Here is a 22072-nt window from a genome sequence, read left to right as displayed (position 1 = left end):
TTTGGCCTCAGCTTGGCTCACGCGTTTTACGCGTTGTACGCTCGCTTCGTGTTGGAGCGCGAGTACGGGTGGACGGACGCTGGCAAGGCCAGCGCGACACGGCACGGCGTCTCTGAGCAGGAGGCGATCGAGGCGCTCTACTCGCCACAACGGATCGAGAATCATGTCGGGACGTTGCTGCTGGCCGTAGCCGGCCTAGCTGACACCGCCCGGGTGATCATGGTGCTGTGTGAGCGCGTCGGAAAGGTCAGCAGCTACGCGATCCTGGCGGTACGGCCGGCCACGCCCGAGGAGATCAAGCAGTGGATGGAGGGGACGCGATGACCACGAACCGGGACCCGCGGACGATGAGCCGCGAGGAGCTTGTGGCGTACTTCGATCGCGGCGGGGACATCTCCGAGCTGCTGCGCGACGCAACGCGCGGCCCCGACCTGGGCCCGGCGCCGGCTGCGGAGGGCGTACCGATGATCGTGACCGGAGTCCGATTGTCCTCGGCAACCGTGCGACGGCTGGACGAGCTGGCGGGCAACGACAAGGGAGGCCGCTCCGGTCTCATTCGCCAGGCGATTGACGAATTTCTCGCCCGACACGCCGGTGAAGCGGCCTGAACTCACCCGGTCCGGCGTCGCCGTCTCCGGCCCGGTTCGGCAGTGGCAGACTGGGCGGGTGACCGATACGGACGTGGTACGCGTACGGCCCCGGCGCATCCGGCTGATGTGCTGGCCGCTGGCGGGCGCCCTGGTCGTGCTCTTCACCCTGATCGGCATCGGGCTGCGCGGCCCGACGGGCGAGGGTGACGCGACGTTCCAGCGCGGCGACCAGTGGGCGATGATCGGGCTGGGTGTGCTCGGCGCGCTCGGCGTCCTGCTCTTCACCCGGCCGCGGGTCGAGGCCGACGCGCGGGGCGTACGGGTCCGCAACGTGGTCGGCTCCTACGACCTGCCCTGGGACGTCGTCCGGTCGGTACGGTTCGACCGTGGCTCGGCCTGGGCGAGCCTGGAGCTGCTGAACGACGACCAGATCTCGGTGCTCGCGTTGCAGGCCGTCGACAAGGAGCTGGCCGTGGCCGGGGTACGCCGGCTGCGCGCCCTGCTCGCCGCGCACCAGTCGGCCCAGCCCGCCGACGGCGCGAGCGCGACGCGACGATAGTCACGTCTGCCCGTTTCGCGGTGGGCGCTCCCACCTGCTAACCTTTCTTGCGTCGACCATGCTGTCACCACGCGTGTCAGCCATGAAGCGGAGCGCCTGCTCCCACCCGAGTCGCCCCGAACCGGCGGCCGGGTCCGGTCACCGAGGCGGGGGAGACCCCGTCGCGGAGCGTGCGGCCCTGTGCCGTGCCGACCGGTCGAGCGGGCCCTGGCGTACGCCGGGGCCTTCTGCTTTCCGGGCCGGCTCCCACCGTGGGGGCCCGCCGGGGTCGATGGATGACCGAGAAACAGACTCGAGGAGGCCCCATCAGCGTCGAGCCACGCGTGAACGAGCAGATCCGGGCACGTGAGGTCCGACTGGTCGGCCCTGAGGGTGAGCAGGTGGGCATCGTCCCGCTGGAGCGCGCCCTGCAGCTGGCCGCGGACGTCGACCTGGACCTGGTCGAGGTTGCGCCCATGGCGCGCCCGCCGGTGTGCAAGCTCATGGACTTCGGCAAGTTCAAGTACGAGAGCGCACTCAAGGCGCGCGAAGCCAGGCGGAACCAGCAACAGACCGTCATCAAGGAGATGAAGCTCCGGCCGAAGATCGACCCGCACGACTACGAGACCAAGAAGGGTCACGTGGTGCGGTTCCTCAAGGCGGGTGACAAGGTCAAGGTGACGATCATGTTCCGCGGTCGGGAGCAGAGTCGGCCGGAGCTGGGCTACCGGCTCCTGCGGCGACTCGAGTCCGAGATTTCGGAGCTGGGGTACGTCGAGGCCGCTCCGAAGCAGGACGGTCGAAACATGATCATGGTGTTGGCCCCGCACCGAGCCGTCAAGGCATCCGCCACGGCGGCGAAGGCGGGCGCACCGCGCGAGCGGGAGGCCAGCGCCGAGGCGCAGCCGGCCGGTGAGGTACCGCCGGCGGCAGCGGCCGGACCCGCCGGGACCACCGGCGAGTAACAGGGGAGAGACGTTTCACATGCCGAAGATGAAGAGCCACACCGGAATGGGCAAGCGGGTCAAGGTGACCGGCCGCGGCAAGATCGTTGCCGAGCAGGCCGGCAAGCGTCACCTGCTGGAGGGCAAGGCCTCCACCCGTACCCGCCGGCTGACCGGCACGGTCGAGGTGGCCAAGGCTGACGTCAAGCGCATCAAGAAACTGCTTGGCCGCTGACGCGCGCCACTTGACCTGAAGGAGAAGTTGAGATGGCACGCGTCAAGCGGGCTGTAAACGCCCAGAAGAAGCGCCGTACCCTGCTGGAGACCGCCAGCGGCTACCGCGGTCAGCGCTCGCGCCTGTACCGCAAGGCCAAGGAGCAGGTGCTGCACTCGATGCAGTACGCCTACCGGGACCGGCGCGACCGCAAGGGCGACTTCCGCCAGCTCTGGATCACCCGCATCAACGCGGGTGCCCGGGCCAACGGGATGACCTACAACCGGCTCATCCAGGGCCTGAAGCTGGCCGGCGTCGAGGTGGACCGCAAGATCCTCGCCGACCTCGCGGTCACCGACGAGGCCGCCTTCGCGGCCATCGTCGAGGTCGCCCGCGCCGCCGTGGCGGCCGAGGGCACCGGCGGCGCCGCGGCCCAGGCAGCCTGAGCAGCAGCAACGAATCGATCGAGGCGCCCACCATGTTGTCCGGACAACACGGGGGGCGCCTCGACCGTGTCCGGGAGCCCGACGTGCCGCTCTTCACCCCCCGTACCCCGCGCGTGGTCGCCGCCCGGCGGCTGCAGCGCCGGCGGGACCGCGAGAACACCCGACGCTTCCTCGCCGAGGGCCCGCAGGCCGTCCGGGAGGCGCTCACCCGGCCCGACACGGTCGTCGAACTCTTCGGCACCCCGGCCGCGCTGACCCGGTACGCCGATCTCGCGGCCACCGCCGAGGACGCCGGGGTACCCGTCTCGCCGGTCACCGACGACGCCCTCGCCGCGCTCGCCGAGACGGTCGCGCCGCAGGGGCTCGTCGCCGTCTGCCAGCACCTGGACGTGCCGTTGGCGACCGCGCTCGCGGCCCGCCCCCGGCTGGTGGCGGTGCTCGTGGAGATCCGCGATCCCGGCAACGCCGGTACGGTGCTGCGCACCGCCGACGCGGCCGGTGCCGGCGCGGTGGTTTTCGCCGGCGACGCCGTCGACCCGTACAACGGCAAGTGCGTGCGCGCCTCGGCCGGCAGCCTCTTCCACCTGGACGTGGTCCGCGCCGGCGACCCGGCGGACGTGGTCGCGCGGCTGCGCGCGGCCGCCCTCGCGACGCTGGCCGCCTCCGGCTACGGCGAGACCGACCTCGACGACCTCGCCGACCGAGGTGAACTGTCCCGCCCGACCGCGTGGCTGTTCGGCTCGGAGGCGCACGGGCTGCCGGCGGAGCTGGCCGACGCGGCCGACGCGCGGGTACGCGTGCCGCTGCACGGGCGCGCCGAGAGCCTAAACCTGGCTGCCGCGGCGGCCGTCTGCCTGTACGCTTCGGCCAGAGCACTGCGGTGAGACATCCACGCCACCGCGACCGAGGGAGATCCGAGACCATGAGCGAGACCGGCGAGCGCCTTCCCCGCGCCGCGCGGCACTCCTTTAGCCAGCCCGCCGGTGTCGGCGGGCGGCAGGGCTGATCCTTCCCCTGTGCACCTCCCACCCGGCGGGCTGCGGCCCAGCCGCGCGTCATTCTGCCCTGCGGCGCGTCACCAGGTCCCACGGCGCGTCGTCGTGCTGCACGGCGCGTCACTAGACTCTGGTGGCCGTCCGTGCAGGGCTGCCGCCGCTGAACCAGTCCGGTGTCGCCCGGCGCCCCGGCGCCGCCGCGACCCGCCGCAACCCGAGTCACCCACGGCGTCGCTGGCGCGGTACCGCCAGACCGACTCCGACGCGAGGGAGAGAGTGCCCGTACGCCATGAGCTACCGCAACGATCCATACGATCCGAAACAGGTCGCGCTGCTGGACCAGAGTGCCCTCGACGAGGCCGTCGCCGCCGCCGAGCGGGCCTTCGCCGCGGCCGGTGACCCGGACGCGCTGACCGCGCTGCGGCCGGCGCACCTCGGTGACCGGGCGCCGATCTCGCTGGCCCGCCGCGAGATCGGGGCGCTGCCGCCGGCCGCGAAGTCCGACGCCGGCAAGCGGGTCAACGAGGCCCGCCGGACCATCGAGGCCGCCTTCGCGGCGCGGCGCGAGCAGCTCGACCGCGAGCAGGCCGAGCGGGTCCTCGCCGAGGAGCGGGTCGACGTCACCCTGCCCACCGACCGCCGGCCGCGCGGCGCCCGGCACCCGCTGACCACGCTGATGGAGACCATCGGCGACCACTTCGTGGGGATGGGCTACGAGGTCGCCGAGGGGCCCGAGGTCGAGCTGGAGTGGACCAACTTCGACGCGCTCAACATCCCGCCGGACCACCCGGCGCGCGGCCTGATGGACACGTTCCACCTGGACCTGCCGGGGCTGGTGCTGCGTACCCACACCTCGCCGGTGCAGGCGCGGACCATGCTGACCCGGCAGCCGCCGATCTACGTGGTCTGCCCGGGGCGGGTCTACCGCACCGACGAGCTGGACGCCACCCACAGCCCCGTCTTCCACCAGGTCGAGGGCCTGGTGGTGGACAAGGGCATCACCATGGCCCATCTGCGCGGGACGCTGGAGCACTTCGCCCGGGCCATGTTCGGCCCCGAGGCGCGGATCCGCTGGCGGCCGCACTACTTCCCGTTCACCGAGCCGTCCGCCGAGTTCGACGTCTGGTTCGCCGAGCACCGCAACGGCCCGCAGTGGGTCGAGTGGGGCGGCTGCGGGCTGGTCAACCCGCGGGTGCTGCGCGCCTGCGGCATCGACCCGGAGGTCTACTCCGGCTTCGCCTTCGGCATCGGGATCGAGCGGACCCTGATGGTCCGGCACGGCGTGAGCGACATGCGCGACATGGTGGAGGGCGACGTGCGGTTCACCCGCGCGTTCGGGGTCGAGGTCTGAGCGCGGATGCTCCGAGAAGCTTCAGAAATGGATGTCTGAGTCATGCGAGTTGCTATTTCCTGGCTGCGCGAGTACGTCGACCTGCCGGCCGGCCTCGGCGCCGAGGAGCTGGAGCGGGCCCTGACGAACCTCGGCCTCGAGGTCGAGTCCATCGTGGACCAGCGCGCGACGGTCAGCGGGCCGCTGGTGGTCGGCGAGGTGCGCGAGATCGAGGAGCTGACCGGCTTCAAGAAGCCGATCCGCTTCTGCCGGGTGGACGTGGGCGACGCCAACGGCACCGGCGAACCGCAGGAGATCGTCTGCGGGGCCACCAACTTCGTACCGGGCGACAAGGTCGTGGTGATCCTGCCCGGCGGCGTACTCCCCGGGAACTTCGCCATCTCGGCCCGCAAGACGTACGGGCGGGTCTCCAACGGCATGATCTGCTCCTCCCGGGAGCTGGGCCTCAGCGACGAGCACGAGGGCATCCTGGTGCTGCCGGCCGACACCCCGGCCCGCCCCGGCGACGACGCGCGCCCGGTGGTCGGGCTGGACGACGTGCTGGTCGAGCTGGAGATCACGCCGGACCGCGGCTACGCGCTGTCGGTACGCGGCATCGCCCGCGAGCTGTCGCACGCCCTGGAGCTGCCGTACCGGGACCCGGCCCAGCTGCCGGCGCCCGGCGCGACGGCCGACCCGGCGTACCCGGTCGAGATCCGGGACACGGTTGGCTGCGACCGGTTCGCCCTGCGCCTGGTACGCGGGGTCGACCCGGCCGCGCCGACGCCGGAGTGGATGCAGCGACGGCTGGTACAGGCCGGCATCCGCACCATCTCGCTGCCGGTGGACATCACCAACTACCTGATGCTGGAGCTCGGCCAGCCGATGCACGCCTTCGACGCCGACCGGCTGGGCGGCGCGCTGGTGGTCCGCCGGGCGGTGGCGGGGGAGCGGCTGACCACGCTCGACGGGGTGACCCGCGAGCTGGACGCCGAGGACATGGTGATCTGCGACGCCGGGCTGCCCAATCCGGTGGCCGGCGACGCGGCCGGCGCGCCGGTCTCGCTCGCGGCCGTGATGGGCGGGGAGACCAGCGAGGTCATCCCCGGCACCACCACCGACGTGCTCTTCGAGGCGGCGCACTGGGACCCCGTCATGGTCGGGCGTACCGCCCGGCGGCACCGGCTGTTCAGCGAGGCGGCGAAGCGCTGGGAGCGCGGGGTCGACCCCGCGCTGCCGCTGGTCGCGCTCGAACGGGCGGTCGAGCTGCTCACCCGCCACGGCGGCGGTACCGCGACGCCGGAGATCACCGACATCGACCACGTCACCCCGCGCGGGCCGATCATGTTCGACCCGGAGCTGCCCACCCGGCGCGCCGGCGTCGAGTACCCGGCCGCGCGGGTGGCCGCCCTGCTGGAGCGGGTCGGCTGCGCGGTCGTCGCCGGACCCGAGCGGCTCGCCGAGGACCCCGGCACCGTCGCCACCGCCGCCGGCGGCCCGACCCGCCTCTCGGTCACCCCGCCCAGCTGGCGGCCCGACCTGGTCGAGCCGATCGACCTCGTCGAGGAGGTCGTCCGGCTCGACGGCTACGACCGGGTACCGTCCGTGCTGCCGCAGGCGCCCGCCGGCAACGGCCTCACCGCGCAGCAGCGGCGGCGCCGCTCGCTCGGGCGGGCCCTGGCCGAGCAGGGCTACGTCGAGGTGATCTGCTACCCGTTCGTCGCCCCCGAGCTGCTCGACGGGCTCGGCCTGCCCGCCGACGACCCGCGCCGGCAGGCGGTACGGGTGGCGAACCCGCTCTCCGACGCCGAACCGCTGCTGCGTACCACGCTGCTCGGTCCGCTGCTCGCGAGCCTGCGCCGCAACCTCAGCCGGGGCCAGCGCGACGTGGCCCTCTACGAGGTCGGCCTGGTCTTCGAGCCGCGCCCCGGCGCGGGCGAGCCGCCGAAGATGAGCGTCGACCACCGGCCGTCGGAGGCCGAGTTCGCCGCCGCCGACGCGATCGTGCCGCACCAACCCTGGCACGTGGCGGCGGTACTCGCCGGCGAGGTGGAGCCGACCGGCTGGTGGGGCTCCGGCCGGCGGGCCGAGTGGTCCGACGCGGTCCAGGCCGCCCGGGTGGTGCTCGCCGCGGCCGGCATCGACGAGGAGCGGATCCGGGTACGCTCGGCCGAGCGGGCGCCCTGGCATCCGGGGCGCTGCGCCGAGCTGCTCGTCGACGAGCGGATCGTCGGGTACGCGGGCGAGCTGCACCCGGCCGTGGTGAGCGCGCTGGAGCTGACCCGCCGTACCGCCGCCATGGAGCTGGACGTGGACGCCCTGCCGGCGCCCTCGGTGGCTCCGGCGCCGCGCATCTCCGGCTTCCCGCCGGCGCTGATCGACGTGGCGCTGGTCGTGGACGACGCGGTCGCCGCCGCCGACGTGCAGCGGGCCCTCGTCGCGGGCGCGGGCGAGCTGCTGGAATCGGTGCGGCTCTTCGACGTGTACGTCTCGGAGCAGCTCGGGACCGGCCGCAAGTCGCTGGCGTACAAGCTGACCTTCCGGGCGCCGGACCGGACGCTGACGGTCGAGGAGGCGGTGGCGGCTCGGGACGCGGCGGTGGCGGAGGCGTCGGCGCGGGTCGGGGCGGTGCTGCGCGGGGCGTGATCCCGGGTCGGGCCTGGTCTGGCCCGGGTCTGGCCTGGCCCGGGTCGGCCCGGGCCTGGTTCGGGGCGGGTCCGTCGTGGGTGCGGTGCGGGGGCCGGGTCGCGGTGCGGGGGTTGGGGGGGGGGGCGGCCCCGCGGGGGGGGGGGGCGGGGGGGCCGGGGGGGGGGGCGGGGGGGGGGGGGGCCCGCATCGCCCACTCTGGGCGGTCAGGCTTGATCCCGTCGTGGGCGACCCGGCCCCCAACCCTGTCGTGGTCCGGGCGGTGGCGCGTCTCGCGGTGCCGGGCTCCGCGGTGGTCCGGGTGGTACCGGGACTCGCGGTTTCCGGTGCGGCCACGTAGGGCCTCGCGGTTGCCGGAGTTCGCGCTGGCCGTCGGGCGGCGCGGGCCTCAGGCGGAGCCGGCGGGGCGGGCGGCGCGGCGGGACAGCACGACGGCGCGGCCGGCCAGACCGACGGCGAACATGGCGGCGCCGGCGATGACCGACTGCCAGGGCAGGGTGGCGACCAGGACCAGGCAGCCGGCGGCGCCGAGCAGGTTGAGCCAGCGCGGCCAGCGTCGCTCCTCGGCGGGCTGGGTGAACGCGGCGGCGTTGGCGATGGCGTAGTAGACCAGCACGCCGAACGACGAGAAGCCGATCACCCCGCGCAGGTCCACGGTGGCGACCAGCGCGCCGACCACGACCGCGAGCGCGACCTCGGCGTGGTGCGGTACGTGGTACCGGGGGTGGACGGCGGCCAGCCAGCCCGGGAGGTCGCGGTGGCGGGCCATGGCGAGCCCGGTGCGGCCGATGCCCGCGATCAGGGCGAGCAGGGCGCCGAGCGAGGCGAGCGCGCCGCCGACGCGTACGACCGGGGCCACCGAGCCCGCTCCGGCGGCGTGTACGGCGGTGCTCAACGGCGCCACGGCGGCGGCGAGCCGATCGGGGCCGGCCGCCAGCAGGGCCGCGACCGCCACCACCAGGTAGACGGCGACGGTGATGAACAGCGCGAGGGGGATGGCGCGGGGAATGGTGCGCCGCGGGTCGCGGACCTCCTCGCCCATGGTGGCGATCCGGGCGTACCCGGCGAACGCGAAGAACAGCAGGCCGGCCGCCTGGAGGATGCCGTAGGGGCCACCGGTTGCCAGCGCCGACCAGCCGCCCAGGTTCGCGGTACCGGCGTGCCCGCCGAGGGCGATGGCGACCACGACGACGGTCAGCGCGGTCAGGCTCGCGGCGACCAGGACCCGGGTCAGCAGCACCGTGCGGGTCACGCCCCGGTAGTTGAGCGCCGCGAGCCCCGCCACGCCCGCCACCGCGACGGCGCGCTGCATCCACCAGGGGCCGGGTACGGCGTAGGAGGCGAACGTGAGCGCCATGGCCGTACAGGAGGCGGTCTTGCCCACCACGAAGCCCCAGCCGGCGGTGAAGCCCCACCAGTGCCCGAGGCGCTCGCGCCCGTAGACGTACGTGCCGCCGGAGGTCGGGTACCGCGCCGCCAGTTGCGCCGAGGCCACCGCGTTGCAGTAGGCGATCAGCGCGGCGACCAGCAGGCCGATCAGCAGCCCGGTGCCGGCCGCGCGCGCGGCGGGGGCGAAGGCGGCGAAGACGCCGGCGCCGATCATGGACCCCAGGCCGATGAGCACCGCGTCGGCGGTGGTCAGCCGCCGGGCCAGTCGGGTGGTGCCGCTGCCCTGGTCCGGGGTCGGTTCGGCGGGCGGCCGTCGTTCGGACTGCATCGCGGTTCTCTCCAAGCCGGTCAATCCATCAAATGAGCTTGATGCATCATTCTCGCTTGAGGTATCTTCCGGTGGTGGTGATGTCGAGTCAAGCCGCCCCGGCGTTCCTCCGCCTCGCCTCCCATCCGCTGCGGTGGCGGCTACTGACCGAGCTCGCGGGCGGCGACCACCGGGTACGCGAGCTGGTGTCGCTGGTGGGCGAGCCGCAGAACCTGGTCTCCTACCATTTGCGGCTGCTGCGCGACGGCGGACTGGTGACCACGAGCCGCAGCAGCTTCGACGGCCGCGACACCTACTACCACCTGGATCTGGACCGCTGCGCCGAGGCGCTGGCCGAGACGGGCACGGCGCTGCACCCCGCGCTGCGCCGAAGGGCCGACGCGTCGCGGGTACCCCCGGTGGAGCTGCGACGCTCGCCCCGCATCGCGGTGCTCTTCGTCTGTACCGGCAACAGCGCCCGCTCGCCGATCGCGGAGGCGCTGCTGCGGCACCGTACCGGTGGGCAGGTGGAGGTGGTCAGCGCGGGCGGGCGACCCAAGCCCGAGCTGCACCCGAACGCCGTACGGGTGCTGCGCGAGGAGTTCGGCCTCGACGTCGCCGACCAGCGCCCCCGGCACTGGGACACGTTGACCGGCCGCCGGTTCGACCACGTCGTCAGCCTGTGCGACAAGGCCCGCGAGGCGTGCCCCGAGTTCCCGGAGCACCCCCGGCGGGTGCACTGGAGCATCCCCGACCCCGCGCTGGCCGGCGGGACCGACCCGGGCGGCTACGCCGTCTTCCAGCGCACCGCGGCCGAGATCGACACCCGGGTCGGGCACCTGCTGCCCGTCCTCGACCCCGCCGGGTCCTGAAGGGAGAACCACCGCCATGAGCGAGTCCGACCAGTACGCCAGCGCCGCGCCCGCCTTCGCGGACGTCGTACGCGGCCCGCTGCGGCTGCTGCTCTCCGGACCCGGCGGACACCAGATCCTGCTCACCGATCCCGCCGGCAACCTCGTGGAACTGTTCCAACCCGCACGCCGGCCGGACGCGCGCTGATCCGCACCACGAGCGTCGTCGCACCCGATCGGGGGCCGGTGCCGGCGGTGGGCCCACGCACCGCAGGACGGCTCAGCGCCCGGGTTTGCTGGCGGCGACGAACATCTGCCGGCCGAGCAGCCGCCAGGCCGGGCGCAGGCGCAGGTAGAGCCGGACCAGGCCGCCGCGCACCCGGACCGGCGAGTCCTTGACCGTGTACGGCAGGAAGCGCGGGATCACCTCGTCGGGGTGGAAGCCGGTCAGCCGGAGCCCCTCGACCAGGCTGTGGTGGGTCAGCGGCAGGTGGTGGTCCAGGTAGTCCCAGTAGCGCTGGCCGACGTAACGTAGGTTCGGCATCAGTACGAGCAGCCGGCCGCCCGGGCGCAGCACCCGGTGGCACTCCCGCAGGGTGCGCAGCAGGGTGCGCTTGTCGGGCAGGTGCTCGAAGAAGTTCGAGGTGAAGACCACGTCGACGGTGCCGGAGGCGACCGGCGCCATGTTGTCGGCGGGGGCGAGCACCACCTCGGCGTCGGTCGCGTACCGGGCCGTGTCGGGGTTCAGGTCGACCGCGATCTTCCGCCCGGCCCGGCAGGCGTTGCTGAACTCGCAGGTGCCGGCCGCGAGGTCGAGCACGGTGTCGTCCGGGCCGACGTATCGGTCGAGGAAGCCCCGGCAGAGCGCCGTCCACAGTTCACGTTTGCCCGCCAGTTCCGCCGCCGTGAATCTGTTCTCGTAGAGCCGGGCCAGCTCGGGTCCGGAGTAGTACTCGGGATCGGATAATTGGCTCCGGCCCGGCGGGTAATCCGCTTCCGCGGAGGATTCCGGGCCGATGGGGGATTCGCGGTGGGCGGAGGTTTCGGGGCTGGCGGGGGTTGCGGGTCGGGCGGGATCGGAATCGCGGGTAACCGTCACGCCGGAGAGACTATGACCTGGTAGGCCGGCTGTCGATGGGCGAGAGCGGAGGTATAGACAGATTTTTTGATCGATTTCCGCTGCCGGTCGATCAGCGAATTTCGTTGCTGGACCTCGGCGCGGTGCGGCGCTAATCTGCTGGCAGCCCCGTTGCCGCGGTGGTCGGCAGGTTTCACCATTCTCGAATCATTTTCGTATCCGTCGTGGCGTAGTCCGTCGCGACCGTCCGTCATGGAATCGACAGTCCATGACCAATCGTGCCCGGGTGGTTCAACTGAGTGGCGTCTGCATAATCGGGGGAGGTGGCCGCGTCGGCCTCCCCCTCGGAATCGCGCTGGCCTCGCGCGGCCTCACCGTCGCGCTGTACGACATCAACCGCGCCGCCGTCGAGCGGATCAACGCGGGCCGGCTGCCGTTCGCCGAGCCCGGCGCGGCCGAGCCGCTCGCCGAGACGGTGGCCGCCGGACGGCTGCGCGCGACCACGGATCCCGCGAGCGTGGCCGGCGCGGAGTACGTGATCGTGGTGGTCGGTACGCCGGTGGACGAGCATCTCAACCCGGACCTGGCCGCCGTACCCCGGGCCTTGGAGCGCTGCGTCGGGCACCTGCGCGACGGTCAGCTGATCGTGCTGCGCAGCACGGTCTATCCGGGCGTGACCGCGCTGACCGAGAAGATGCTCGCCGGTCGGGGCGTCGCCGCCGACGTCGCGTTCTGTCCCGAGCGGATCGCCGAGGGGCGGGCCATGACCGAGCTGTTCGCGCTGCCGCAGATCGTCGCGGCCCGTACCGAGGCGGCGGCGGCCCGCGCCGAGCGGCTGTTCCGGCACCTTACGCCGAAGATCGTGCGGCTGGAGCCCGAGGAGGCGGAGCTGGCGAAGCTCTTCACCAACAGCTGGCGCTACATCAAGTTCGCGGCCGCCAACCAGTTCTGGATGATGGCCAACGACTCCGGGTTGGACTTCGCCCGGATCCGGGACGCGGTCGCCCACGACTACCCACGGGCGGCGGACCTGCCGATGCCCGGGTTCGCCGCCGGGCCGTGCCTGTTCAAGGACACCATGCAGTTGGCCGCCTTCAACCGGAACAACTTCGTGCTCGGGCACTCGGCGATGCTGATCAACGAGGGGTTGCCGCTGTACCTGGTGGCGCGCCTGGAGGACCGGTTCGACCTGGCACAGCGCTCGGTGGGGATCCTCGGCATGGCCTTCAAGGCCGGCAGCGACGATCCGCGCGAGAGCCTGGCGTACAAGCTCCGCAAGATCCTGCTACTGAAGGCGAAGGCGACCCTCTGCACCGACCCGTACGTGGCCGACGAGCGGCTCCGGCCGCTGGCGGAGGTCGTCGAGCGGGCCGACCTGCTGATCATCGCCGCGCCGCACCCGGAGTACGCGCGGCTGCGCACGAAGAAGCCGGTGATCGACATGTGGGGGCTGACCGGGCGGGGGGTGCTGGTGTGACGCCCCGAGTCTCGGTGATCGTCCCGGTCTACAACGAGGGCGCGGCGATCGTGCGCTGCCTGGAGCGCATCCTGCGCGAGGTGCTGCTCCCGGCCGAGGTGCTGCTGGTGCACGACATGCCGGAGGACACCACGGTGCCGTACGCGCGGCGGGTCGCCGAGTCCGACCCGCGGGTGCGTACCGTGCTGAACACCTTCGGCCCGGGACCGGCGAACGCGATCCGCTACGGCATCTACGCGGCCGAGGCCCCCGTGGTGGTGGTGACCATGGCCGACGGCTGCGACGACCCGCGGCAGATCGACGAGCTGGCCCGCCTGGTCGACCGGGGCGTGGTGGTGGCCGCCGCGTCGCGGTACATGCCGGGCGGGCAGCAGGTGGGCGGTCCCCGGCTGAAGCGGACCCTCTCCCGCTGGGCCGGGCGCACCCTCTACGCGTTCGCCCGGGTCGGCACCCGCGACGCCACGAACAGCTTCAAGGCGTACGACACGCGGTTCGTACGCGACGTCGGCATCGAGTCGCGGACCGGGTTCGAGATCGGGCTGGAACTGACGGCCAAGGCGACCCGGCTGCGGCTGCCGGTGGCCGAGCTGCCGACGATCTGGCTCGACCGCGAGCTGGGCGAGTCCCGCTTCGACCTCGGCCGGTTCCTCCCCGGCTACCTCTACTGGTACGCCTTCGCCTACGGCCGCCGGCTCACCCTGGACCGGCTGCGCGCCCGTCGGCGCGCGCTGGCGGCGGCGGTGGACCCGGCGCGGCTGCCCACGCCCCGGCGGTCGCCCGTCCATGGCGGCGCCGAGACAGACCACCGGATGAAGGAGAACGCGTGAAGGTACTGGTGACCGGCTCGGCCGGCTTCATCGGCGGGTACGTCGTGGCGGAGTTGCTCGGCCGCGGCCACGAGGTGGTGGGGTTGGACAACCACTCCAAGTACGGCCCGGTCGCGCACGCCTACGACGACCACCCGGGCTACCGGTTCGTCGTCGGCGACGCCCGCGACGTCGACCTGCTGACCGAGCTGCTGGCCGACTGCGACCACCTGATCGCCGGCGCCGCGATGATCGGCGGGATCTCCTACTTCCACACCTACGCCTACGACCTGCTCGCCACCAACGAGCGGATCATGGCCGCCACCTGCGACGCGGCCATCCGGGCGCAGCGGGAGCGCCGGCTGCGCAAGGTCACGTACCTCTCCTCCTCGATGGTCTTCGAGTCGACCGACCGGTGGCCGAGCCGGGAGGGCGACGAGCGGACCGTCCCGCCGCCGCGCTCGTCGTACGGCTTCCAGAAGCTCGCCGTCGAGTACTACGCCCGCGCCGCCTGGGAGCAGTACGGCCTGCCGTACACGATCGTGCGGCCGTTCAACTGCGTCGGCGTGGGGGAGGGGCGGGCGCTGGGCGAGGTCGAGGTGCTCTCCGGCAACGTCAAGCTGGCGATGTCGCACGTCGTACCGGACCTGGTGCAGAAGATCGTCAAGGGGCAGGACCCGCTGCACATCCTGGGCGACGGCGGGCAGGTCCGCCACTACACGTACGGCGGCGACCTGGCCCGGGGGATCGTGCTGGCGGTGGAGCACGAGGCCGCGCGCAACGAGGACTTCAACCTCTCCACCGCCGAGTCGACCACGGTGCTGGAGCTGGCCCGGCTGATCTGGCGCAAGGTCAAGGGGCCGGACGTGCCGTTCCGCCACGTCTGCGACGAGCCGTTCGCGCACGACGTGCGCCGGCGCGTGCCCGACGTGGGCAAGGCCCGGTCGGTGCTCGGCTTCACGGCGACGACCAGCCTCGACGCCATGCTCGACGAGGTGATCCCGTGGGTGGTCCGGGCGGTGCGGGACGGGCGGTTGTGACGGACCCGCGCCGCCCGGTGGGGGTGCGGGACACCCCGGTACGGGCGGCGGGCGACCCCGCCGGGCGGGAGAGACCGGCCGGGGTGGGGGACCGGCTCGCCGCGCTCTTCGACCCGGTGCCGCCGGGGGAGACGGGTGACCGGGGCCGCGCCGGCCGGCGCCGGGCGGTGCCGCTGGCGTTGGCGGCGGTGCTCGCCGCGACGGCGGTCAGCCTGGGCCGGGTCGGCGGTCCGGGACCGTTCAACACGGTCTGGGCCGAGGACGCGACGGACTTCCTGACCGGGGCGCTGAACCGGCCCGCCACCTCGACCATCCTCCTGCCGGTGAACGGGTACTTCCTGGTCGTACCGCGGCTGCTCAGCGAGGCCGCCGCGCTCGTGCCGGTCGCCTGGGCGCCGGCGGCGCTCACCACCTCGGCCGCGCTCTGCGCCGCCGCCCTGGGCCTGCTGGTCTACCACGCCGCCGCGGCGACGCTGCCGCACCCGCTCGCCCGGGCCGTGGTCGCGGGCGGCGTCGTGGCCGCGCCGGTGGGGGAGAACAACTTCACCAACGTGCTCAACAGCGTGGCGCCGTTGCAGTTCCCGATGCTCTTCGCGCTCTTCTGGTGTGCGCTCTGGGCCCCCCGACGCCGGCTCGTCCGGGCGGTACAGGTGGGGGTCGTCGGGCTCTGCGCCGTCAGTACCTTCCTGGCGGTGGTCTTCATCCCGCTCGCGCTGCTCCGCCTCGGGCTGCGGCGGGACCGGCTCAGCGCCGCCCTGCTCGCCGCCTTCCTGGCCGGGGCGGCGCTACAGGCGTACGGGCTGCTCGCCGGGGTGTCGACCCGGGGCGACATCTCGCATCCCCGGATCGACCCGCTCTGGGCGCTCCGGTCGTTCGTGACCTGGGCGGTGCCGTTCGGGCTGTTCGGCCCGGAGGGGGTGCCGGGCGCCGGCACCACCGGGAACGGCCTGACCCACACCGGCTCCGGCTCGGGCGCCGGCTACCTCGCCGCCGTCGCCGGGGCCTGGCTGCTGGTCGGGGCGGCGGTGCTGGTCGCCGCGCGGGGCCGGACCCGGCCGGCCTGGTCGCTGGCCGGGGTGGCCGGCGCGCACGCGCTCGGGATCCTCGCCCTGGAGGTGATGGTCCAGGGGGAGTTGGTGCTGCGGTACGTCTTTCCGTGCTCGCTGCTGCTGGTGACCGCGTTGGTCGCGCTGCTGCTGCCCCGGCCGGACCGGCCGCGCGCCCGCGCGGCGCTGCCCCTGCTGGCGTTCACGCTGGTCCTGCTGGTCGCCGCCGCGGCGAACTACCGGCTGCCGACGCTGCGCACCCGCAGCGCGCCCTGGGACGTCAAGGTCGCCGAGGCCCGCGCGTACTGCGCCGCGCACCCCGGTGCCGGCTCGGCGCGGGTACGCATGCTGGCGCCCTACCCCTGGTCGGTACGGATCCCCTGCCGCCGCCTGGGCTGAGGCCCGGGTCGCACCGTTGGCGGCCGAGAAATGAATGATCATGCTGACGGTGGTATGTGATTGCGAAGAAAGGAGGGCGCTGATAATCTTCTCCGCATAGTCATGCGGAGGTAGGAATGGGAATTCGGGTAGCGGTCGCCGGGGCCAGCGGGTACGCGGGCGGAGAGCTCCTGCGCCTGCTCGCCGGGCACCCCGAGTTCGACCTCGTCGCCGCCACCGCGCACAGCCAGGCCGGCGCGCCCGTGGCCGCCGTACACCCGCACCTCACCGGCCTCGACCTGGTGCTCGGCCGGACCGAGCCGGCGGCCCTGGCCGAGGCGGACCTGGTCTTCCTGGCCCTGCCGCACGGCGAGTCCGCGGCCCTGGCCGCCCAGCTGCCCGAGACGGTCAAGGTGGTCGACCTCGGTGCCGACCACCGGCTGGTCGACGCCGCCGCCTGGGGGCGGTACTACGACGGCCCGCACGCCGGGGCCTGGACCTACGGGCTGCCCGAGCTGCCCGGGCAGCGCGCGGCGATCGCGGCGGCGGACCGGGTCGCCGCCACCGGCTGCTACGCCGTGGCGACCACGCTGGCGCTGGCCCCCCTGATCGCGGCCGGTGCGGTCCTGCCCGAGGACGTGGTCGTGGTCGCCGCCTCCGGCACCTCGGGCGCGGGTCGCGCGGCCAAGCCGCACCTGCTCGGCAGCGAGGTGATGGGGGACCTGTCGCCCTACAAGGTCGGCGCCCACCAGCACGTACCGGAGATCAAGCAGGCCAGCGGCGCGACCGGCCTCTCCTTCACGCCCGTGCTCGCCCCGATGCCGCGGGGCATCCTGGCCACGGTGACCGCGCGACCGGCCCCGGGCGGTACGGCCGACCCGCGCGCCGTGCTCGCCGCCGCGTACGCCGACGCGCCGTTCGTGCACCTGCTGCCGGAGGGGCGGTGGCCGCACACGGCGGCGACCGCCGGCTCGAACTCCTGCCACCTCCAGGCGACCGTCGACGTCGACTCGGGCCGGGTCATCGTGGTCAGCGCGATCGACAACCTCGGCAAGGGCGCCGCCGGGCAGGCCGTGCAGTGCGCCAACCTGATGCTCGGCCTACCCGAGACCACCGGCCTGCCGGTCTACGGCGTGGCCCCGTGAGCAGCCGCACCCGAGTCGGAGACGGAGACATTCGATCATGAGCGTTACCGCGCCGAGGGGCTTCCGCGCGGCCGGGGTGGCCGCCGGGCTCAAGGCCGGCGGCGCCACCGACGTGGCGCTGGTGGTGAACGACGGGCCCGACGCCACGGCGGCGGGCGTCTTCACCGCCAACCGCGTCAAGGCCGCGCCCGTGCTCTGGAGTCAGCAGGTGCTGCGGGGCGGCGTGGTCCGCGCCGTGGTGCTCAACTCCGGCGGCGCCAACGCCTGCACCGGCCCGCTCGGCTTCCAGGACACCCACGCCACCGCCGAACAGACCGCCGCCGCGCTGACCGGCTCCGCCGCCCGGCTGATGGTCGGCGCCGGTGAGGTCGCGGTCTGCTCGACCGGCCTGATCGGCGAGCGGCTGCCGATGGAGAAGCTGCTCCCCGGCGTCCGCTCGGCGGTACGGGGGCTGTCCCGCGAGGGCGGCCCGGCCGCCGCAGAGGCGATCATGACCACGGACACCCGGCCGAAGACCACCGTCGTGGCCGGCACCGGCTGGACCGTCGGCGGGATGGCCAAGGGCGCGGGCATGCTCGCCCCGGCGTTGGCCACCATGCTCTGCGTCGTCACCACGGACGCGGTCGCCGGACCGGCCGCGCTCGACGAGGCGCTGCGGGCGGCCTGCCGGGTCACCTTCGACCGGGTCGACTCCGACGGCTGCATGTCCACCAACGACACCGTCCTGCTGCTGGCCAGCGGCGCCTCCGGGATCGAGCCGAGCCAGGCCGAGCTGACCGCGGCGGTCACCGCCGCCTGCCACGACCTGGCGCAGCAGCTCGTCGCCGACGCGGAGGGCGCCACCAAGCGGATCGCCGTCGACGTGGTCGGCGCCGCCACCGAGGACGAGGCCGTCGAGGTGGGGCGCGCGGTGGCCCGCAACAACCTGGTAAAGACCGCGCTGTTCGGCAACGACCCGAACTGGGGCCGCATCCTCGCCGCCGTCGGCACCACCGGCGCCGCGTTCGAGCCGGACCGGCTGGACGTCGCGGTCAACGGGGTCTGGGTCTGCCGCGCCGGCGCCGCCGCCGAGGACCGGAGCAAGGTCGACCTGACCGGCGCGGACGTCACCGTACGGATCGACCTGCACGCGGGCGAGGCCACGGCGACGATCTGGACCAACGACCTGTCGCACGCGTACGTGCACGAGAACTCGGCGTACTCGACGTGACCGCGCCGACCCACGACCTGACCGAGGCGCAGCGCAAGGCCAGCACGCTGATCGAGGCGCTGCCGTGGCTGGCCCGGTTCTCCGGCGCCACCGTCGTCGTCAAGTACGGCGGCAACGCGATGGTCGACCCTGAGCTGCAACGGGCCTTCGCGGCCGACATGGTGTTCCTGCGGCTGGTCGGGATCCGGCCGGTCGTGGTGCACGGGGGCGGCCCGCAGATCTCGGCGATGCTGCGCCGGCTCGGCATCGCCAGCGAGTTCAAGGGCGGCCTGCGGGTGACCACGCCCGAGGTGATGGACGTCGTCCGGATGGTCCTGGTCGGGCAGGTCGGACGGGAACTGGTCGGCCTGATCAACGAGCACGGCCCGTACGCCGTGGGCCTCTCCGGCGAGGACGCGCGGCTCTTCACGGCCGTGCGGCGCACCGCGTACGTCGACGGCGAGGCGGTCGACATCGGCCAGGTCGGCGACGTCGAGTCGGTCAACGTGGCCGCGGTGACCGATCTCATCGCCGCCGGCCGGATTCCGGTGATCTCCACGGTCGCGCCGGACGCCGACGGGGTGCTGCACAACCTCAACGCCGACACCGCGGCGGCCGCGCTGGCGGTCGCGCTGGACGCGCGCAAGCTCGTGATCCTGACCGACGTGCCCGGCCTCTACGCCAACTGGCCGGACACCGGCAGCCTGATCTCCGAGCTGACCGTCGAGGAGCTGGCCGAGCTGCTGCCCCGGCTGGAGTCGGGGATGGTGCCGAAGATGGAAGCGTGCCTGCGAGCGGTGCGCGACGGCGTACCGGCGGCGCACGTGGTCGACGGCCGGATCGGGCACTCCACCCTGCTGGAGGTCTTCACCTCCGAGGGCTTCGGCACGATGATCATTCCGGGTGACGGGGGGAAGGCATGACCTCGCTGGTCGACCGCTGGTCCCAGTCGATGATGGACAACTACGGTACGCCGCAGCTGGGGCTGGTCAGCGGCTCCGGCGCGGTGCTGGTCGACGAGGCCGGCCGCGAGTACGTCGACCTGGTCGGCGGCATCGCGGTCAACGCGCTCGGCCACGCCCACCCGGCCGTGGTGGCCGCGGTGACGAAGCAGGTCTCCCGCCTCGGGCACGTCTCGAACCTCTACGTGGCCGAGCCGCCCGTCGCCCTCGCCGAGCTGCTGCTGGCCCTCGCGGGCCGGCCCGGCCGGGTCTTCTTCGCCAACTCCGGCGCGGAGGCGAACGAGGCCGCGTTCAAGCTCTCCCGCCGCACCGGGCGCACCCACGTGGTGGCGACCACCGGCGGGTTCCACGGCCGCACCATGGGCGCCCTCGCGCTCACCGGGCAGCCGGCCAAGGCCGACCCGTTCCGGCCGTTGCCCGGAGACGTCACGCACGTGCCGTACGGCGACGTGGCCGCGCTGGAGACGGCCGTCACCGACGCGACCGCGATGGTGATCCTGGAGCCGATGCAGGGCGAGAACGGCGTGGTCGTACCGCCGCCGGGCTACCTGGCCGCCGCGCGCCGGATCACCGCCCGGCACGGCGCGCTGCTGGTCCTCGACGAGGTGCAGACCGGGGTCGGGCGTACCGGCCACTGGTTCGCCCACCAGGCCGAGGGCGTCGAGCCGGACGTGGTCACCCTGGCCAAGGGGCTCGGCGGCGGCCTGCCGATCGGCGCCTGCCTCGCCTTCGGGGACGCGGCCGAGCTGTTCGGCCCGGGCAGCCACGGCACCACCTTCGGCGGCAACCCGGTCAGCTGCGCCGCCGCGCTCGCGGTCATCTCCACCATCGCCAGCGAGGGGCTGCTCGACCACGTCAAGCGCGTCGGCGAGCGGCTGCGGCGCGGCGTGGAGGCGCTGGGTCACCCGATGGTGCGCGAGGTACGCGGCGCCGGCCTGCTGCTCGGCGTGGTGCTGGCGGCACCGGCGAGCGCCGCGCTGACCGGCGTGCTGCGCGACGCCGGGTTCCTGGTCAACGCGGTGCAGCCCGACGTGCTGCGGCTCGCCCCACCCCTGATCCTCACCGCCGAGCAGGCCGACGCGTTCCTGGCCGCGCTGCCGGTCGCCCTCGACGCGGTCGCCCCCGCCGCCGCGCCGGGCACCGTCCCCGCCGCCCGGCCGGGCACCGCCTCCGCGACCGGACCGACCACCACCTACGCCACCTCCGACGACCGGGAAAACCTCTCATGACCCGTCACTTCCTGCGCGACGACGACCTGACGCCGGCCGAACAGACGGCGGTGCTCGACCTGGCGGCGCGGATGAAGGCCGACCGCTTCGGCTTCCGCCCGCTGGCCGGTCCCCGCTCGGTCGCGGTCCTCTTCGACAAGCAGAGCCTGCGCACCCGGGTCTCCTTCGACGCGGGCATCGCCGAACTCGGCGGGCAGGCGATGGTGATCGACACCCAGGCGACCCACTTCGGGCGCGGCGAGTCGCTCAGCGACGCCGCCCGGGTGCTCTCCCGCTACGTCTCCGCGATCGTGCTGCGGACGCACGGGGACGACCGGCTGGCCCAGCTCGCCGCCGGGGCGACCGTACCGGTGGTCAACGGGCTCAGCGACGGCTTCCACCCCTGCCAGCTCCTCGCCGACCTGCTCACCGTCGCCGAGCGCCTCGGCGGCACCGCCGGCCGGACCCTGGCGTACGTCGGGGACGCGGCGAACAACATGGCGCACTCGTACCTGATCGCGGGCGCCACCGCCGGCATGCACGTACGCGTCGCCGGCCCCTCCGGGTACGACCCGTCGCCGGTGGTGGTGAACCGGGCCAGCGAGATCGCCGCCTGGACCGGCGGGTCGGTGCAGGTGCTGCGGGACCCGCGGGAGGCGGCCGACCGGGCCGACGTGCTCACCACCGACACCTGGACGTCGATGGGGCAGGAGGACGACGGGCGGGACCGGCTCACCCCGTTCTGGCCGTACCAGGTGAACAAGGACCTGCTGGCGCTGGCCGCGCCGGACGCGATCGTGCTGCACTGCCTGCCGGCGCACCGGGGCGAGGAGATCACCGACGAGGTGCTCGACGGCGCGCAGAGCGCGGTCTTCGACCAGGCCGAGAACCGGCTGCACGCGCAGAAGGCGCTGCTGGCCTGGCTGGTCGAGCGCGCCGGCGCCGGCGATGCCGACACCGCCGGGGAGCGGCCGTGACCAGCCCGGTGACGCGTACCGCTCGGCACGCCCGCATCGTGGAGCTGATCCGGGAGAAGCCGGTGCGCTCCCAGACCGAGCTGGCCGAGCTGCTCGCCAGCGACGGCGTGCAGGTCACCCAGGCCACCCTCTCGCGGGACCTGGAGGAGCTGGGCGCGGTCAAGGTGCGCGGCGGCGACGGCCCGGCCGTCTACCTGATCCCGGAGGACGGCAAGCGCCCGCTGCGCGACGCCGAGCAGGCCCCGGCCCGGCTGGTCCGGCTGCTGCGGGAACTGCTCACGGGCGTCGACGCCAGCGGCAACATCGCGGTGCTGCGTACCCCGCCCGGCGCGGCGCACTACCTGGCCAGCGCGCTGGACCGGGCCGGACTGCCGCAGGTCATCGGCACCATCGCCGGCGACGACACGATCCTCGTGGTGGCCCGCGAGGCCACCGGCGGTGCCGAGCTGGGCCGGCAGCTCGCCGGCTGGGCGGCCACCCAACCCGAGACCACCAATCCATGATCGCGACCGGCCC

At 73.7% G+C, this 22072-nt stretch carries 22 protein-coding genes and 1 pseudogene; 21 read left to right on the top strand and 2 right to left on the bottom strand.

The annotated features are described in order from the left end of the window. The first annotated feature begins 48 nt into the window (after positions 1-48). The 9 genes from AB0J86_RS32925 (at position 49) to pheT (ending at position 7703) form a co-directional block, all read left to right on the top strand. Positions 49-324, top strand: a complete 276-nt coding sequence (locus tag AB0J86_RS32925; RefSeq protein WP_363861580.1) for a hypothetical protein — start codon at positions 49-51, stop codon at positions 322-324. Further along, a complete protein-coding gene (locus AB0J86_RS32920; protein ID WP_363861579.1) occupies positions 321-608 on the top strand; it encodes a ribbon-helix-helix protein, CopG family in 288 nt (95 codons plus the stop codon). Before AB0J86_RS32925 ends, AB0J86_RS32920 begins: the two co-directional genes overlap by 4 nt. 58 nt (positions 609-666) lie before the next feature. Beyond that, the gene (locus AB0J86_RS32915; protein WP_363861578.1) at positions 667-1149 is read left to right on the top strand and encodes a PH domain-containing protein; all 483 of its coding nucleotides are present in this window, start codon (positions 667-669) and stop codon (positions 1147-1149) included. A gap of 323 nt (positions 1150-1472) precedes the next feature. Continuing rightward, complete coding sequence (gene infC, locus AB0J86_RS32910; protein WP_363861577.1) at positions 1473-2093, top strand: translation initiation factor IF-3; 621 nt, start codon at positions 1473-1475, stop codon at positions 2091-2093. 19 nt (positions 2094-2112) lie between these two features. Then, complete coding sequence (gene rpmI / locus AB0J86_RS32905; RefSeq protein WP_363861576.1) at positions 2113-2307, top strand: 50S ribosomal protein L35; 195 nt, start codon at positions 2113-2115, stop codon at positions 2305-2307. A 32-nt stretch (positions 2308-2339) separates the two neighbouring features. Continuing rightward, positions 2340-2732 (top strand): 50S ribosomal protein L20, encoded by a 393-nt coding sequence (gene rplT, locus AB0J86_RS32900; protein ID WP_363861575.1) that lies wholly within the window; start codon positions 2340-2342, stop codon positions 2730-2732. 32 nt (positions 2733-2764) lie between these two features. Beyond that, the gene (locus AB0J86_RS32895) at positions 2765-3616 is read left to right on the top strand and encodes an RNA methyltransferase (protein WP_363861574.1); all 852 of its coding nucleotides are present in this window, start codon (positions 2765-2767) and stop codon (positions 3614-3616) included. A 400-nt stretch (positions 3617-4016) separates the two neighbouring features. Next, positions 4017-5078, top strand: a complete 1062-nt coding sequence (locus AB0J86_RS32890; RefSeq protein WP_363861573.1) for a phenylalanine--tRNA ligase subunit alpha — start codon at positions 4017-4019, stop codon at positions 5076-5078. Positions 5079-5120: 42 nt separating this feature from the next. Beyond that, positions 5121-7703 (top strand): phenylalanine--tRNA ligase subunit beta, encoded by a 2583-nt coding sequence (pheT, locus tag AB0J86_RS32885; protein ID WP_363861572.1) that lies wholly within the window; start codon positions 5121-5123, stop codon positions 7701-7703. Positions 7704-8091: 388 nt separating this feature from the next. On the opposite strand, the gene AB0J86_RS32880 is transcribed toward pheT, so the two are convergent. After that, entirely contained in the window at positions 8092-9420 is a 1329-nt protein-coding gene (locus AB0J86_RS32880) for an APC family permease (RefSeq protein WP_363861571.1), read from the bottom strand. A 56-nt stretch (positions 9421-9476) separates the two neighbouring features. On the opposite strand from AB0J86_RS32880, the gene AB0J86_RS32875 reads away from it, so the two are divergent. Then, positions 9477-10271, top strand: a complete 795-nt coding sequence (locus tag AB0J86_RS32875; RefSeq protein ID WP_363861570.1) for an ArsR family transcriptional regulator — start codon at positions 9477-9479, stop codon at positions 10269-10271. Positions 10272-10287: 16 nt separating this feature from the next. After that, complete coding sequence (locus tag AB0J86_RS32870; protein ID WP_363861569.1) at positions 10288-10458, top strand: hypothetical protein; 171 nt, start codon at positions 10288-10290, stop codon at positions 10456-10458. Between the two features lie 72 nt (positions 10459-10530). On the opposite strand, the gene AB0J86_RS32865 is transcribed toward AB0J86_RS32870, so the two are convergent. After that, entirely contained in the window at positions 10531-11349 is an 819-nt protein-coding gene (locus AB0J86_RS32865; protein WP_363861568.1) for a class I SAM-dependent methyltransferase, read from the bottom strand. 265 nt (positions 11350-11614) lie between these two features. Between AB0J86_RS32865 and AB0J86_RS32860 the strand changes: the two genes are divergently transcribed. From AB0J86_RS32860 to AB0J86_RS32815, 10 genes and pseudogenes are all read left to right on the top strand, one after another. Further along, entirely contained in the window at positions 11615-12805 is a 1191-nt protein-coding gene (locus tag AB0J86_RS32860; protein WP_363861567.1) for a nucleotide sugar dehydrogenase, read from the top strand. Then, positions 12802-13632 (top strand): glycosyltransferase family 2 protein, encoded by an 831-nt coding sequence (locus AB0J86_RS32855; protein ID WP_363861566.1) that lies wholly within the window; start codon positions 12802-12804, stop codon positions 13630-13632. Before AB0J86_RS32860 ends, AB0J86_RS32855 begins: the two co-directional genes overlap by 4 nt. Continuing rightward, the gene (locus tag AB0J86_RS32850; RefSeq protein WP_363861565.1) at positions 13629-14651 is read left to right on the top strand and encodes an NAD(P)-dependent oxidoreductase; all 1023 of its coding nucleotides are present in this window, start codon (positions 13629-13631) and stop codon (positions 14649-14651) included. The genes AB0J86_RS32855 and AB0J86_RS32850 overlap by 4 nt, the downstream gene beginning before the upstream one ends. Next, the gene (locus AB0J86_RS32845; protein ID WP_363861564.1) at positions 14648-16096 is read left to right on the top strand and encodes a hypothetical protein; all 1449 of its coding nucleotides are present in this window, start codon (positions 14648-14650) and stop codon (positions 16094-16096) included. The genes AB0J86_RS32850 and AB0J86_RS32845 overlap by 4 nt, the downstream gene beginning before the upstream one ends. Positions 16097-16212: 116 nt before the next feature. Next, positions 16213-17220 (top strand): N-acetyl-gamma-glutamyl-phosphate reductase, encoded by a 1008-nt coding sequence (gene argC, locus AB0J86_RS32840; RefSeq protein ID WP_363861563.1) that lies wholly within the window; start codon positions 16213-16215, stop codon positions 17218-17220. A 37-nt stretch (positions 17221-17257) separates the two neighbouring features. After that, entirely contained in the window at positions 17258-18430 is a 1173-nt protein-coding gene (argJ, locus tag AB0J86_RS32835; RefSeq protein ID WP_363861562.1) for a bifunctional glutamate N-acetyltransferase/amino-acid acetyltransferase ArgJ, read from the top strand. Then, positions 18427-19332, top strand: a complete 906-nt coding sequence (gene argB, locus AB0J86_RS32830; RefSeq protein WP_363861561.1) for an acetylglutamate kinase — start codon at positions 18427-18429, stop codon at positions 19330-19332. Before argJ ends, argB begins: the two co-directional genes overlap by 4 nt. Then, positions 19329-20595: pseudogene (locus tag AB0J86_RS32825) on the top strand (acetylornithine transaminase); the annotation flags it as partial. The gene argB and the pseudogene AB0J86_RS32825, both read left to right, overlap by 4 nt. A gap of 1 nt (position 20596) precedes the next feature. After that, entirely contained in the window at positions 20597-21556 is a 960-nt protein-coding gene (gene argF / locus AB0J86_RS32820) for an ornithine carbamoyltransferase (RefSeq protein WP_363861559.1), read from the top strand. Beyond that, positions 21553-22059, top strand: coding sequence for an arginine repressor (locus tag AB0J86_RS32815; protein WP_363861606.1), 507 nt, complete (start codon positions 21553-21555; stop codon positions 22057-22059). Before argF ends, AB0J86_RS32815 begins: the two co-directional genes overlap by 4 nt. Positions 22060-22072 lie beyond the last annotated feature (13 nt).

Source organism: Micromonospora sp. NPDC049559 (genome assembly GCF_040676675.1).
GTDB lineage: Bacteria > Actinomycetota > Actinomycetes > Mycobacteriales > Micromonosporaceae > JBFAPK01.
Note: the sequence above shows the minus strand (reverse complement) of the source record. Positions and strands in the feature narration are given on the sequence as shown.

Excerpts from the sequence above, each read along its gene's own strand:
- AB0J86_RS32920 (WP_363861579.1), top strand. The coding sequence starts at position 321 with ATGACCACGAACCGGGACCCGCGGACGATGAGCCGCGAGGAGCTTGTG.
- rpmI (WP_363861576.1), top strand. The coding sequence starts at position 2,113 with ATGCCGAAGATGAAGAGCCACACCGGAATGGGCAAGCGGGTCAAGGTG.
- rplT (WP_363861575.1), top strand. The coding sequence starts at position 2,340 with ATGGCACGCGTCAAGCGGGCTGTAAACGCCCAGAAGAAGCGCCGTACC.
- AB0J86_RS32895 (WP_363861574.1), top strand. The coding sequence starts at position 2,765 with ATGTTGTCCGGACAACACGGGGGGCGCCTCGACCGTGTCCGGGAGCCC.
- AB0J86_RS32890 (WP_363861573.1), top strand. The coding sequence starts at position 4,017 with ATGAGCTACCGCAACGATCCATACGATCCGAAACAGGTCGCGCTGCTG.
- pheT (WP_363861572.1), top strand. The coding sequence starts at position 5,121 with ATGCGAGTTGCTATTTCCTGGCTGCGCGAGTACGTCGACCTGCCGGCC.
- AB0J86_RS32880 (WP_363861571.1), bottom strand. The coding sequence starts at position 9,420 with ATGCAGTCCGAACGACGGCCGCCCGCCGAACCGACCCCGGACCAGGGC.
- AB0J86_RS32870 (WP_363861569.1), top strand. The coding sequence starts at position 10,288 with ATGAGCGAGTCCGACCAGTACGCCAGCGCCGCGCCCGCCTTCGCGGAC.
- argC (WP_363861563.1), top strand. The coding sequence starts at position 16,213 with ATGGGAATTCGGGTAGCGGTCGCCGGGGCCAGCGGGTACGCGGGCGGA.
- argJ (WP_363861562.1), top strand. The coding sequence starts at position 17,258 with ATGAGCGTTACCGCGCCGAGGGGCTTCCGCGCGGCCGGGGTGGCCGCC.
- argF (WP_363861559.1), top strand. The coding sequence starts at position 20,597 with ATGACCCGTCACTTCCTGCGCGACGACGACCTGACGCCGGCCGAACAG.